This window comes from Dyella choica, assembly GCF_003977665.1.
Lineage (GTDB): Bacteria > Pseudomonadota > Gammaproteobacteria > Xanthomonadales > Rhodanobacteraceae > Dyella_B > Dyella_B choica.
Genome location: NZ_RYYV01000027.1, coordinates 1 through 14,536, shown reverse-complemented (window position 1 = coordinate 14,536; position 14,536 = coordinate 1). Strand labels below are relative to the sequence as shown.

General features: G+C 62.4%; 8 protein-coding genes. 6 read left to right on the top strand and 2 right to left on the bottom strand.

All coding sequences use genetic code 11. The annotated features are described in order from the left end of the window. Positions 1 to 82: 82 nt before the first annotated feature. Both epmA and ligA read right to left on the bottom strand, forming a co-directional pair. The gene (epmA, locus tag EKH80_RS21270; protein ID WP_126686835.1) at positions 83 to 1,057 is read right to left on the bottom strand and encodes an EF-P lysine aminoacylase EpmA; all 975 of its coding nucleotides are present in this window, start codon (positions 1,055 to 1,057) and stop codon (positions 83 to 85) included. Positions 1,058 to 1,062: 5 nt separating this feature from the next. Beyond that, entirely contained in the window at positions 1,063 to 3,450 is a 2,388-nt protein-coding gene (gene ligA, locus EKH80_RS21265; protein WP_126686834.1) for an NAD-dependent DNA ligase LigA, read from the bottom strand. A gap of 160 nt (positions 3,451 to 3,610) precedes the next feature. Here ligA and EKH80_RS21260 point away from each other — a divergent pair, with 160 nt between their 5' ends. The 6 genes from EKH80_RS21260 to EKH80_RS21235 all read left to right on the top strand — a co-directional run bounded on the left by EKH80_RS21260 (position 3,611) and on the right by EKH80_RS21235 (position 14,254). Beyond that, entirely contained in the window at positions 3,611 to 5,056 is a 1,446-nt protein-coding gene (locus EKH80_RS21260; RefSeq protein ID WP_126686812.1) for an MFS transporter, read from the top strand. A gap of 164 nt (positions 5,057 to 5,220) precedes the next feature. After that, the gene (locus EKH80_RS21255) at positions 5,221 to 6,423 is read left to right on the top strand and encodes a cation:proton antiporter (protein WP_126686811.1); all 1,203 of its coding nucleotides are present in this window, start codon (positions 5,221 to 5,223) and stop codon (positions 6,421 to 6,423) included. Positions 6,424 to 6,753: 330 nt separating this feature from the next. After that, positions 6,754 to 8,355 carry a PAS domain S-box protein gene (locus tag EKH80_RS21250; protein ID WP_158628915.1) on the top strand — a complete coding sequence of 534 codons (1,602 nt, stop codon included), beginning with the start codon at positions 6,754 to 6,756 and terminating at the stop codon, positions 8,353 to 8,355. A 236-nt stretch (positions 8,356 to 8,591) separates the two neighbouring features. Then, on the top strand, positions 8,592 to 10,460 hold the full coding sequence (locus EKH80_RS21245; protein ID WP_126686809.1) for a PAS domain S-box protein: 1,869 nt from the start codon (positions 8,592 to 8,594) through the stop codon (positions 10,458 to 10,460). A 22-nt stretch (positions 10,461 to 10,482) separates the two neighbouring features. Next, a complete protein-coding gene (locus tag EKH80_RS21240; protein WP_126686808.1) occupies positions 10,483 to 10,884 on the top strand; it encodes a response regulator in 402 nt (133 codons plus the stop codon). Between the two features lie 13 nt (positions 10,885 to 10,897). Continuing rightward, positions 10,898 to 14,254 carry an EAL domain-containing protein gene (locus tag EKH80_RS21235; RefSeq protein WP_126686807.1) on the top strand — a complete coding sequence of 1,119 codons (3,357 nt, stop codon included), beginning with the start codon at positions 10,898 to 10,900 and terminating at the stop codon, positions 14,252 to 14,254. Positions 14,255 to 14,536: the final 282 nt, after the last annotated feature.

The following is a 14,536-nucleotide window of genomic DNA, read 5'->3' as shown; positions in this document are numbered from 1 at the left end:
ATCGGAGCAAGATGGATTCCCGCTTTCGCGGGAATGACGGCCTTTGGAATGACTTTTATCATGGGGCGGCGGCGCGACGGTATTACGCCTTCGAAAACGGAAACGCCAGCACGTCGGCAATCTTGTCAGTGCCCGCCAGGCACATCAGCAAACGTTCGATGCCCATCGCTACGCCGGCACAATCGGGCATGCGCCCCAATACGGCCAACAGCTGTTCGTCGATAGGCATCTCGCGCAGGCCGCGTTCACGCCGGCGGGCGTTGTCGCGCCCGAAACGGGCGCGTTGTTCCGCGGCATCGTTGAGCTCGTGGTAGCCGTTGGCCAGTTCATACGGTCCCAGGTAAAGCTCGAAGCGCTCGGCCAGCGGCGGGTCGCCGGGACGAATGCGCGCCAGTGCACTCTGGCTGGCGGGATAGTCGTGGATCACCGTGATGCGGTCACACGGAAACGCCGGTTGCAGCTTGTGGGTGATAAGCAGGTCTAGCCAGTCGTCGCGGGTGAGACCTTCGGGATGGATGTTGTACTGCGCAAGCGGGGCACGCAGTTCGTCGATGCCGGCGTGCAACGGATCGAGCCCCAGCTCGTCGAGAAACAGCTGCCGGTAGCCTTCGATCAACACCTCGGCGCGACGTCCCACCAGGGCCAGGGCAGCCTCGACCAGGGCAATGGTTTCCTCCATCAGCTGCCGATGGGTCCAGCCGACGCGATACCACTCCAGCATGGTGAACTCGGGATTGTGTCGCTCCCCTGCCTCGCCGTTGCGGAACACGCGGCCGAGCTCGTAGCAATCGCCGACGCCATCGGCCAGCAGCCGCTTCAACGGGTATTCCGGCGAAGTGCGCAACCAGCGGTCGCGCGCACCCGCATCGACATGGCCGTGGAACGGCGCACTGAAGCTTTCAATGTTCGGGTCGGTATTGCCCGCCGCGGACAGGATCGGGGTTTCCACTTCCAAGACACCGCGATCGGCAAAGAAGTCGCGAATCATCGCGTAGAGTTTCGCGCGGCCCTGCAGACGCTGGCGGAAAGGGGTGACGTTGGTGGTGTTGGCGTCCATCGTGCTCATGCCCCGTGCTGCTTGAACAGCGCGAGCAGCCGCGCTTCGTCCCACACCTCAACGCCAAGCTCCTCAGCCTTGTCGAGCTTGGAACCGGCCGCTTCGCCCGCCACCACGAAGTGGGTTTTCTTCGACACGCTGCCGGCCACCTTCGCGCCCAGCGCCTCCAGCTTCTCCTTGGCTTCGTCACGTCCCATGCTAGATAGCGTGCCGGTGAGCACGGCGGTCTGGCCGCTCAACGGCAGGCTTGCCACGCTGGCGTGCTTGGGAATGGCGGCCAATAGGCGATGCATGGCCGCTTCCGCTTCCTGCAAAGCGGCAAGTCGCTGCGGATCGGCAAGGAACTCGTCCAGGCTGGCAGCCGCGTTTTGCGACAAGCCTGCCGTGATCCAGTGTGAAGAGCCGCCGCCATGCAGCTTCGCGATCGAAGGGAAATGCGACGTCAGCAATTGCGCATTGCGCTGACCGATGCCATTGATACCGGCATCTTCCAGCAAGACCGCCAGACCGAGTTTTTGCTGCAGACGTGGCGAAGGATCGGCTTCATCGCCCAGCGTCACGCCAGCTTGCAGCAAGGCATCGACGACCTCGCGATTGCCCTTCTGCCTGAAGAACGCTTCGATCGAGCCAGCCACCTCGGCGCCGATATCCGGCAATTCGCGCAGGATCGCCGCTGGCATGCTGCGCACCCACTCCAGCCGCCCCAGCCAGCTGGCCAGCGTCTTGGCGGTGCTTTCGCCGATGTGCACGATGCCCAGCGCGTACAGAAAGCGAGCCAACGTGGTCCGCTTGCTGGCTTCGATCGCTTCGATCAGGTTGTCGGCCCACTTGGTGGCGATCTTGCCGGCCTTCACGGTTTCCGGCGTAGTGCCGTCCCGCTCGTCGGCGCGACGCTTCATCTCGAGAAAATCTTCGAGCGTGAGCCGGTAAAGATCCACCGGCGTGTGCACGTAGCCAAAATCCACCAGGGCGTCGACAAAGCGCTCGCCGATGCCTTCGATATCCATCGCGCGGCGCGAGGCGAAATGAATCAGCGCTTCCTTGCGTTGCGCGGCACAGACCAGCCCGCCCGAGCAGCGCCATGCGGCCTCCCCTTCCTCCCGCACCAGGGCCGAGCCGCACACCGGGCAATGCGTCGGCATGTGCCACGCGTGCGTCTTGGCCGGACGGCGGTCGGGTATCACGCGCACGACTTCCGGAATCACGTCGCCGGCGCGGCGCACGATCACCGTGTCACCTACGCGCACATCGAGCCGGGCCACCTGGTCGGCGTTATGCAGGGTGGCATTGGTGACCGTAACCCCGGCCACCTGCACCGGCGACAGCCGTGCCACCGGGGTGGCGGCACCGGTGCGGCCGATCTGGATCTCGATCGCTTCGACCGTTGTGCTTTGCTCCTGCGCGGGAAATTTGTGCGCAATCGCCCAGCGCGGCGCTCGCGACACGAAGCCCATTTCACGCTGACCCAAGTAATCGTCCAGTTTGTACACCACGCCGTCGATGTCATAAGGCAGCTGGTCGCGCTTGGCGCCGATGCTTTTGAAATAGGCGATCAAACCATCGAAACCTTTGGCAGTGCCCACCTCTGGTGACACCGGGAAGCCCCACTCGCGCAACTTCTTGAGCGTGTTCGAATGGCTGGACGGCAGCTCCATGCCTTCGACCAGCCCCAGGCCATAGGCGAAGAAGCTCAGCTTGCGCCTGGCGGTGACGGCTGGATCCAGCTGCCGCAACGAACCGGCGGCGCCATTGCGCGGATTGGCGAGCGCGCGTTCGCCATGCTCGCGCGCATGGGCATTGAAGGCTTCGAAATCCTTGCGCAACATGATCACCTCGCCGCGCACTTCCAGCACCTGCGGCCAGTCCTCACCACGCAGGCGCAGCGGGATGGCGCGCACGGTGCGCAGGTTGGCGGTGACGTCTTCGCCGGTTTCGCCGTCGCCGCGCGTAGCGCCCTGCACGAATACGCCGTTTTCATAGCGCAGGCTGATCGCCAGGCCATCCAGTTTCGGCTCCACCGAAAACACCGGATGACTGCGGCCAAGGGTCTGCTCGATGCGGCGTTCGAACTCCGCCACTTCCCGATAACGCTCGCGGTCGTTGCCGCCCTCCTGCTCGAAGGCATTGCTCAACGACAGCATCGGCAAGGCATGGCGTACTTCGGCGAAGCCGCCGCTCGCCCGTGCACCAACTCGCCGCGTGGGCGAATCGGGTGTAGCCAATTGCGGGTGCTCGGCTTCCAGCGCCTGCAGCTCGCGCAGCAGGCGGTCGTACTCGGCGTCCGTGATTTCCGGATCGTCCAGCACGAAGTAGCGATAGTTGGCGTGGTCGATCCGCTTGCGCAGATCCTCGGCACGCTCGGCGGGCAAGGGGGAGGCTGACGGTTGGCTCATGGGTAAAGTGTAACGATTCGGTGTCGTCATTCCCTCTCCCGTAGGTTGGCATGCTAACTACCCACCTTCCCTCCTCAAGACTTGGGGTAGCGGTTTTCCAAGCCTAGGAAGTAGGCGTCCCTTAAGGCAAATAGCTGCCGCAACAGGTATCATAGTGGGCATGCCCTCCCCGTTCGCCGCATCTTCAGCCCCCGCAGCCACGGCGGACGCAGTTGCAGACATCTCCACCCGCCAACACTATGGCGGCCTGATCTGGCTGGTGGCGGCGTCGTTCTTCATGCAGGCGCTGGACTCCACCATCGTCAACACGGCGGTGCCGGCAGTGGCCACGGCATTGCACCAGACGCCGCTGAACATGCGCAGCGCGCTGACCAGCTACGTGCTCACCCTGGCCATTCTCATCCCGGCCACGCCCTGGTTGTGCGATCGCTTCGGCACGCGCAAGGTATTCGGCGCGGCCATCAGCGTGTTCGCGCTGGGCTCCCTGCTCTGCGGCGTCTCGCAGACGCTGCGGGAGCTGGTCTTGGCGCGCGTGCTGCAGGGCATAGGTGGTGCGGCGCTGATGCCGGTGGGCCGCTACGTACTGGCGCGCACCATCGACAAACGCGACTTCGTCCAGGTGATGAGCACGGTTTCCACCTTCGGCCTGCTCGGTTCCGTCCTGGGGCCCTTGCTGGGCGGCGCGCTGGTGGAATACGCCAACTGGCGGCTGATCTTCTTGATCAATGTGCCGGTCGGTATCGTAGGCATGTGGCTCAATCAACGCGAAATGCCGGAATACCGGCTGGATACCGCCAATCGCTTCGATCTGTTCGGCTTCCTGCTGTTTGCCGCTGCTTCTGCGCTGCTGCTGGCCGCTTCCGAGTTTGCCGCTGACGAGACCGTCCGTTGGGGCCAGATGGGCCTGTTCGTGGCGCTCGCCGTTGCATTCGGCACAGCCTACGTATGGCACAGCCGGCGCACGCAGCATCCGGTAGCGGATCTGAGCCTGCTGCGCGTGCCCAGCGTCTGGGTTTCGCTGTCGGGCAACCTGCTGACACGGCTCGGCGTGAGCGGTATGTTCCTGCTGAACGTGCTGTTCCTGCAGGTGGGCTGCGGCTGGTCGCCGATGGCGGCGGGCCTGATCATGGTGCCGCAAGCGCTGGGAGCGATCAGCTTCAAGTGGCTGGTGAACCGAGCGCTGATCCGGCTAGGTTATCGCCGCCTGCTGTTCGGCAATACGTTGGTCGTGGCTGCCCTGCTGGCAATGTTCGCGCTGCTTGGCCCGCACACGCCGATTGCGCTGATCTGCCTGCTTGTTTTCCTCTACGGCGGCTTCATGGGCATGCAGTACACCGTGATGAACACGCTGATCTACGCCGACCTGGACATCAAGTACGCCTCGATGGCCTCGTCGATGCAATCCACCACGCAATATCTGTCGATGAGCTTCGGCATCGCTCTAGCCACCCTCCTGATGCAGACGCTGCTGCACGGGCAGGACAGCATCGCCTACGTGACGGCGTTTCACTGGACGGTGATCGTGATAGCGGTGATCACCGCCGTCGCCAGCAGAGTCTTCGCTCGGCTGGACAAGGCCCCCAACAGGCTGGGACCGCAACCGTAGGCTGGGTTGCGAAACCCAGCATTGCCATGCATGCAACGCGCGACGCTGGGATTGCCTTCCCAGCCTACGTCCAGGTCAAGACTCCACCTACAAGCCTGACGCATGTCTTCCGGCGCTTGAGCAGTTAGCATGAAGCACAGATTCATGCTCGAAGGATTCGGACCTTGCACCACGCCAATGAGATCCTGTTCGCCCTGTTCATTGTGTTCGTCGCGGCACAGGTTGGCGCGGAGTTTGCGCAGCGGCTGAAGCTGCCGGGCGTGGTAGGCGAAATCGCCGCCGGCTGCGTGATCGGACCCTCGGTGCTGGGCTGGATTGCACCCGAGCAAATCGCCACCGGCACGCCGCTGGATGTATTGGCCGAAATCGGCGTAGTGCTGCTGCTGTTCTCGGTCGGCCTTGAAACGCGCCTGGAAGATCTGAAAAAGGTCGGCAAATCCGCCTTCCTGGTCGGCGTGCTCGGCGTGCTGTTGCCGTTCGGCATGGGCGGCTTCTGGGCGCATACTCAGGGGTTCGACTGGGGCAAGTCGCTGTTCCTCGCCGCCGCGTTCGTGGCCACTTCGGCGGGCATCACGGCGCGTGTGCTGCAAGAATTGGGTGTGCTGCAACGCGTGGAAAGCAAGGTAATCCTCGGCGCCGCGGTGATCGACGACATCCTGGCCATGCTGCTGCTGGGCGTGGTGGTCTCGCTGCAGGACGGCCAAGGCTTCGACCCAATGCATCTGTTGGTAGTGCTGGGCAGCGCCGTGGGCTTCATCGCGGTGATCGGCTGGGGCGGCGCACGCGTGATGCGCTGGAACTCTGCCTGGCTGGAAAAACCCTATAGCACGCATTCGCCGCTGCTGATCGTGCTCGCGCTATGCCTGGGCCTGGCCTACGTTTCCACCTTGTTCGGGCTGGCGGCGATCATCGGCGCGTTCCTGGCCGGCATGATCGCTTCGGAAACGCGCCAGCAGCACACGCTGGAACAGCAGATCCAACCGCTGCTCGCCCTGCTCACGCCCTTCTTCTTCGTGCTCACGGGCAGCAAGATCGACCTGCATCAGCTCGCCAATGCCGATGCCTTGGTCGTGTTGCTGGTGGTCACGCTGATCGCCACCGTGTCCAAGCTGCTGGGAGGCTTTCTGGGGGCGCTTTCGCTGGGCCGCATGGGGGCCACCATCGTCGGCTTCGGCATGGTGCCGCGCGGCGAGGTAGGTGTGGTCATCGCCAGCCTTGGACTCGCCGCGGGGGTCTTCAGTGACCGCATGTACGCGATCATTGTCGCGATGTCGCTGCTTACCGCGATGATCACGCCGCCGATCCTGGCCTGGTTATTGAAACGAAATGTCAGCGCAGGCCTGGCCGCACAGCCTCGCGACACCTGACGCAGGCTTGGAAACGAAATAGCAACAAAATTTTGGCGAGTCCTATACCTCTCTACCCTGCTCGCGAGATCATACTGATACGCGGGACGATCGACGCTTTTCTCTGGATATCCAGCCTGTTCGGCATTCCTTCGTCGGGCCTGGATGAGAGGAACGTGCGCGTCCCGGGGGAGATTGCATCCGCACCGGCGCTACCCAGCGAAGCGGCTTTGGGCGCGCTATAGGCCCGATGCACACGAAGGACGTTTGACCCAAGCGTTTCATGAACACGACAGTGGACTAAGCAGCACGCGTCTGAAGAACGGACGCAAGCACGCGAGGGGCATGTTCATGGCATCGACATCGGTCCATCACGATCCTCTCAGCGAACTCGCATCACACGGCGGGCCTCTTGCCAACGGCAGCCGCTACGAGTTGCTGGTGCAATCGGTCGTCGACTACGCGATCTATTTGCTTGATCCTGGCGGGTGGATCGCCAGTTGGAACGCCGGCGCGCAGCGCATCAAGGGGTATGCCGCCGATGAGGTGATCGGCCAACATTTCTCGATGTTTTATACGCCCGAGGATCAGGCAGCGGGCATGCCGCAGCACAATCTCGACATCGCGACGACCGAAGGGCACTTCACTGGCGAAGCTTGCCGGGTGCGCAAGGACGGCACGCGTTTTCGCGCCCTGGTGGCCATGGATGCCATCCATGATGAGCATGGACGCCTGCTCGGGTTCGCCAAAGTCACCCGCGACGTGACCGAACGGGCGCAGTTGCTGGCCGATCTGGAGGAAAGCGAACGGCGTTTTCGCCTGTTTGCGGAAAGCACGCCCGACTACGCCATCTGCATGCTGGACGAGCACGGTCACGTGCGCCACTGGAATGGAGGCGCCGAGCGCCTCAGCGGATACGCGAGCGAAGAGGTCATGGACAGGCCGATCGTGCGGATGCTGCTGTCCGACGAACGCGACGAGGGAAAACTGCACGCGCTGTTCGAGCAAACGCTGTCCATCGGAAAGTACGAGGGCGAGCATGCGATCACGCGCAAGAGCGGCAGCCGATTCCAGGCACAATTGCAGTTGCGCGCCTTGAAGGATCGGGGCGGACGCCTGCATGGGCTTGCCTGCACCGTGCAGGACCTGAGCGAGAAGCGGGCGATGGAACAGGCGCTGGAGCAAACCCGGCAACAACTGTTCCAGGCACACAAACTCGAAGCGCTCGGCCAGCTCACCGGCGGTATCGCCAGCGACTTCAACGGCATTTTGCACTCGCTCGCCGGCGGCCTGGAAATCGCGCGCCTGCAAGCCGCACGCGGCGACACCTCCCAGTTGGGAAAACGGCTGGCCGAAGCCTTGAACCTGGTGCAGCGGGCGACCCAGCTCACCCAGCATTTGATGGCTTTCGCGCGACGCCAGCCCTTGGCGCCGGTTCGCACCGACATGAACGAGTGGATCCACTCCTTGAGCGATCTGCTGCTGCGCACGGTGGGCGCACATATCCGGATCCAGTTCGATCTGGCCAAGGCAATGCTGCCCATACGCTGTGACCTGAATCAGCTGGAGAGTGCCTTGTTGAACCTGGTGATCAACAGCCGCGATGCGATGCCCGACGGCGGCAAGTTGCTCGTCGCCACTGCACGCGTGCAACGGGACAACAGTTCAGGTGGCGAGTGGGCCAGGTTGACGGTGAAAGATAACGGCGTCGGTATGTCCGGCGAGATGGCAGGACGGGCCTTCGAGCCGTTCTTCACCACCAAACCGCTGGGGCAAGGGGCAGGCCTGGGGCTATCGATGGTGCACGGCTTCGTCCGCCAGTCCAACGGCACGATAGCCTTGCATTCCAAGGTCGGCGAAGGCACCGAAGTGGAAATTTGTCTGCCGATCGCCGAGGCGGCTGAAGCGATTGGACTTGGGGTGTCCGAAAAGGATCGGCCATCTCCGGGGTAAGCGCGTCTTGGCAAGCAGCGTGCTTGTTTCCAATAGTTTTACAAATAATCGGCGTCATCATCACAAATTTACCCCTCTATAGGCATGGTGCTTGCGTAAATCCGTAAGACGAGAGTATCAATGCCTCCATCTGATCGGCAGCGTGTAGGTCACACCGGGCTGGGGCTGCACCACTCACTTCAATCACGCGCAACGATCCTTTCGTGTAATCGCACAAAGCCTGTCAGGGGGTGGCGATGAAGAATGCTGATATCAGCGACATCCTGGCCTGGGAAAATCCCGATGCCTTGGTGTTGACTGACAAGGAGGACGGCATTCTCCATTGGAGCAGCGCGGCCGAATCCCTGTTCGGTTACGCGGCAGCGGAGGCGCTTGGCCATCGTTTCCACGAACTGGTCGTACCGGAGGGAGGGGATGCGCCGGAACAAGGCTTCAGTGCACGGGTGACCCAGGGCAACACGGTCACCTATCGCGCACTGCGCAAACACAAGGACGGTTCCCTGGTTTTCGTGCTTGCTTCGGAACGGCCGGTACGCGGCGAATTCGGCGCAGGCCTGCTGCGTACCGAACGGGATATTTCGCAATGGCAGGCACGGCGGCTGACCCAATACGTGCAGACGCGCTACGGCGAATTTCTCGAATCCATACGGGAGGGCGTTCTTCTGGTGACCGTAGCCGGGAGGATCGTCTTGGCCAACCACCACGCGGCCTTTCAGTTCGGCTACCACCGCGACGAGTTGAGCGGCATGCGCATGGACGACTTGCTGCCCAAACGTCACCACGGCGTGCACCACGATCTGAGCGGCCAGTTCTTCGGCCGTGCCCGTGGCCTTCCCGTCCACGATATCGAATTGCACGGCATGCGCAGGGACGGCCTGGAGTTTCCGATCGAAGTCAGTCTGAGCCCCGTGCAAACCGATGACGGTAACCTGATCATGACCGCGGTCCGTGACATCAGCGATCGCATGAAGGCCGAGCGCAAGTTCCGCGGACTGCTGGAATCGGCCCCCGATGCGATGGTGATCGTGAACCAGGAAGGCCGCATCGAGTTGGTCAACTCACAAGCGGAGGCTTTGTTCGGCTACCGGCGCGATGCCCTGCTGGGGCAGCCGGTGGAAATGCTGATTCCCGAGCGCTTTCGCGCCGATCACCCGACCAAACGCCAGGGTTATGTGCAACATCCGCGGCCACGGATGCTCAACGGCGCCCCGCATTTGTACGGCCGGCGCAGCAACGGCAGCGAATTCCCGGTGGAAATCAGCCTGTCCCCGATCGATACCGAAGAAGGTATTCTAATCTCCAGCGCCATCCGTGATATCAGCGAGCGACGCCATTTCGAGGAAATGCTGCAGGAAACGAATCTGCAGCTGCGCACCGCTTCGGAAGCCAAGGATCGTTTCCTGGCCGGCATGTCGCACGAATTGCGCACGCCGCTCAATGCCATCATCGGCTATACCGGTACGCTGCTGATGCGCATGCCCGGGCCGATCAACGAGGAACAGGGGCAGCAGCTGCGCACCATTTCCGGCAGCGCAAAGCATCTGTTGTCGCTGATCAACGATCTGCTGGACCTGGCCAAGGTCGAATCGGGCAAGGTGGCCTTGCACATGGTGACCTTGCCCTGCCACGAACTGATCGACGAAGTCGTGTCGGTGCTGCGCCCGCTGGCGGAAAAGAAACGGATCGTGCTGGAGAAGCACATGCCGCAGGAACACCTGCTGGCGCATACCGATCGCCGCTCGCTGGCCCAGATCGTGATCAACCTCGGCAACAATGCGATCAAGTTCACCGAATCCGGCGGCACGGTGGCACTGAAGCTCACTCGTGTGATGCAGGACGGCAGGCCTTGCTGCGAAATCGCCGTGAGCGATACCGGGCGGGGCATCAAGCCCGAGGAACAGGCCGCCCTGTTCAAGGCCTTCTCGCAACTGGAAAGCACACGCCCGCATGAGGGCACCGGCCTTGGGCTTTATCTGTCCAAGCGACTTGCCTCCATGCTGGGCGCAAGCCTGCGATTCGAAAGCCAATACGGGCGTGGCAGCACGTTTTCATTGGCGATACCGGAACACACTGCCGAAGCGCCTGCTCCGGTATCCACTTATTGACTCAACCCAAAGGCATACCTTTATGGCCTGCGTGCTGGTGATCGAAGACAACAAGGATAACCGTGAGCTGATGGTCTATCTGCTCAAATACTTCGGCCATAGGACGCTCGCCGCGCCGGATGGCGAGGCGGGTATCGATGCCGTAGCCCATGGACAAGATCGCCCCGACTTGATCGTATGCGACATCCATATGCCCAAGATGGATGGCTATGAAGTGGCGGAGCAGTTGAAGGGGAATCCCGAGTACCGCGAAATTCCGTTGGTGGCGGTGACCTCGTCGGCGATGGTCGGCGATGGCGAAAGAATTCTCAGCTACGGTTTCGACGGCTACATGACCAAGCCGATCGACCCGGCAACGTTCGTCAAGCAACTGGAGGAATACATGCCCCAGGACTTCGAATTGGCTGCCGCCCCTCCCTCCTGAGCACGGCACGCTCATGGCGACCATTCTCATCGTCGATGATCGCGCGCTCAATCGCCGCTTTCTCACGACCTTGCTCGGCTATGCCGGTCACGAGACGATCGAGGCCGAGGACGGCATCATCGCCTTGACCATGGCCCAGGTCCGGCGCCCGGACCTGATGATCACCGATGTGCTGATGCCGAACATGGACGGCGTCATGCTCACCGAAATGTTGCGCACGACTGCCGGGCTGGAGCACGTGCCGGTCATCTTCTACACCGCCACCTATCGGCTTGAAGATGCCCACGAGATGGCCTCTACATTGGGTGTGCAACGCATCTTGTCCAAGCCTTGCGAACCCCAGGCGATCCTGGACACGGTGACGGAAGTATTGCGCGAAGCGGGGATCGCCCCTCCCACACCGCCCTCTTCCGTATCCGCGGAGTTGGCGAACGCGATGCAGTCACCCGGCGACATCGGCCCCTTGCAGGACAGCTTGCGCGAGGTCACCGAGCGGGGCCTGGCGATGACGGAGCAGCACGCATCGGCCGAAAAGCTCAAGCTCGCGTTCACAGACATCCAGACCCTGAGCCTGCGCATGTCGGCGCTGCTGGAACTGAGCCTGGAACTGGGCAGTGAACACAACCCGGCCGGCCTGATCGAATTATGCTGCCGCGCCACGCAGGATATTCTCGGCACGCGCCAGACCATGATCACGATTGCCGAGGAAGGTAAACCGCTGCGTCAGGCCACGCGCGGGCTGGACGAATGGGAGTGCGCGCACTTTGCCGAAATGAACTGGGAATCGCCGCCGCCGGCGTTCGCCGAGGCACGAGCATCAGGCAAGGCGGTGCTGATACGCGGCAACGCACGTGCGCAGTTGGGTGCACTGGCCGAGCACAGCACGATCCGTTCGGCCATGCTGGTGCCCCTGCGCACCTCCGGCAGTGACTCCGGCTGGATCTATGTGGCCGACAAGCTCGGCGGTGCGTTCGACCACAACGACGAGCAATTCGGCAGCGCGCTGGCTGCGGCCTTTGCCAACGCTTATGACAACTTGGACTTGCTTGAGCAGGTGCGCCAGGATGCCGAATCCCTGAGGCGTGAGATCAGCGAGCGCGCCAAGGCCGAGCGAGCACGCCGCGAAAGCGATAAACGCTTCTTCGATCTGTTTCGCGCCCATCCCCTCCCGATGTGGGTGCAAGACGGCGAGACGGCACAGTTCAAGGCCGTCAACGCCGCGGCGGTGGCGCATTACGGCTATAGCGAAGCCGAATTCCTCGTCATGACGGTGGAAGACCTGCAGGCGCCCTCACCCGCCACCCTGCCGCGGCGGTTCTGGCCGCATGGCGTGGACGAGTCGGACGTGTGGCAGCACTGCAAGAAGGACGGCGGCCTGATCGATGTGGAGATCAGCTCGCATACGCTTTCCTTCGATGGCAGCGACTGCCGTTTCGTGGTGGCCCAGGACATCACGGCACGCTTGCAAACTGAGGAACGCAACGCGCGCCTCAGCCGCATCAGTGCCGTATTGTCGGATATCAATTCGGCCATTGTGCGCATCCGCGATCGGCACAGCCTGCTGCAGGAGGCTTGCCGCGTTGCGGTCGACAGCGGGACGTTCCGCGCCGCCTGGATCGGCGAGATCGGTCCGAACAGCCTGGATGGCGTAGTGGTGGCCTGGCATGGCGCGGTCGAGAGTTACATCGACAGCATCCGGCTGACCGCGCAGTTGAATACCCCTTACAGCTCGCGCCCCGCCAATGTGGCGCTGCGTGAAAACCGGGCCGTGGTGTTCAACGACATCGGCGAATCTTCCCTGCCGGACGTGCTGAAAGAGGAATACCGCTCGCACGGCTTTCGCGCCGTGGCGGCTTTTCCCCTGGTGACCGAGGGGCGCTCCACAGCGGTGCTGACTCTGTTCGCCGACCAGGCCGGCTTCTTCGACGACGAAGAACTGGAGCTGCTGATGCGCCTGGCCGGAGACGTTTCCTTCGGCCTGCAATTCATCGAACGCGAGCGGCAATTGCGCTATCTGGCGCTATACGACTCGTTGACCGACCTGCCCAACCGCCGCCTGCTGCTGGAACGACTGACCCAGTTCATCCATGCGGCCGAACATCAACAATTGGTGGTGGCGGTGTTCGCGGTGGACCTCGACCACTTCCGCCAGATCAACGATGCCTTCGGCCGGCACGTGGGCGATGAACTGCTGCGCCAGGTCAGTGCGCGCTGGGACGCCGCCTTGATCGAGCCCTATTGCCTGGCCCGGCTGGACTCCGACTCCTTTGCGATCGCGGTAGGCGACCTGCCCGGCCATGCGGATGGCACCACCATCGTTCGCGATCGCCTGGAACTCCCCCTGGCCGAACCCCTGGACATCGGCGGCCATGCGCTGCGAATCGGTTTTCGCACGGGCATTGCCCTGTATCCCGACGATGGCAACAGTGCGGAGCAATTGCTCAACAACGCCGAAAGCGCAATGAAGCAGGCCTTGTTGAGCGGCGAACGGCATTTCTATTTCGATCCGGCGACCCAGGCGCGCATGGCCGAAAAGCTGGCCCTGGAAAACGATTTGCGCCAGGCGGTGGAAGCGCAGCAGTTCGTGCTGTATTTCCAGCCGCGGGTGGATCTTGCACGCGGACGCATCGTGGGCGCAGAGGCCTTGATCCGCTGGCACCATCCCGAGAAGGGGCTGGTTCCTCCGGCGCAATTCATTCCGCTGGCCGAGGAAACCGGCTTGATCCTGCCGATCGGCGACTGGGTGATCCGCACTGTCTGCCAGCAGGTGGCGCAATGGCAGCGCACTGAACGGCACGTGGTGCCGATCTCGCTGAATTTGTCCGCCGCGCAGTTCAAGGGCGGACGGGTACTGGACACCCTGCACCAGGCCATTGCGCAGCATGCGGTCAAGGCCAAGCTGATCGAGCTGGAGCTGACCGAGTCGCTGCTGATGCACGATCCCCAGGCTGCCATCAGTATCCTGAGCGCTTTCCGCAGCATGGGCGTCAGGCTGTCACTGGACGATTTCGGCACCGGCTATTCGTCGCTGGCCTACCTCAGCCGCTTCCCGTTCGACTTCCTCAAAATCGATCGCGCGTTCGTCGCCGGCGTGCCTGACAACGTCGAAGACGGCGCGATCGCCAAAGTGATCATTGCCTTGGCCAAGCAGCTCAATTTGCGCACCGTGGCCGAAGGTGTCGAGACCGAAGAACAGCTGAGCTTCCTGCATCACCTTGGCTGCGATGAAATGCAGGGCTACCTGTTCAGCAAGCCGGTGCCGGTGGAACAGTTCGAACAGATGCTGCGCGAGCATGTGCGCTTGTCGCTGCCGACCTATCCGGCCGGCAAGCACTCACCACAAAGGGGACGCAGCACTTTTTCGACCTGAGTGCGCTTAAACCACGCAGGCGATCCACTTGTCCAACCTGGTTTTGCTGTACAAACCAACAGGGCAAGCTCTCCTACCGTCAGGCCGTCGCTTTGCCTTGGGATTCCTTCAGGCGGTGGATCACCCTTCTGCCCTTGGACGGGCTGGTTTTCCGCTTGCGAGATAACCAGAGATCTTTCACTTGCTTGTAATGACCCAGTGATTTTCTGCTCAGGTGTAATCTTCACTTAGGAGACACCGATGAGCACGACGATGGACGAAGAGATTAAACGCTGGACAGCA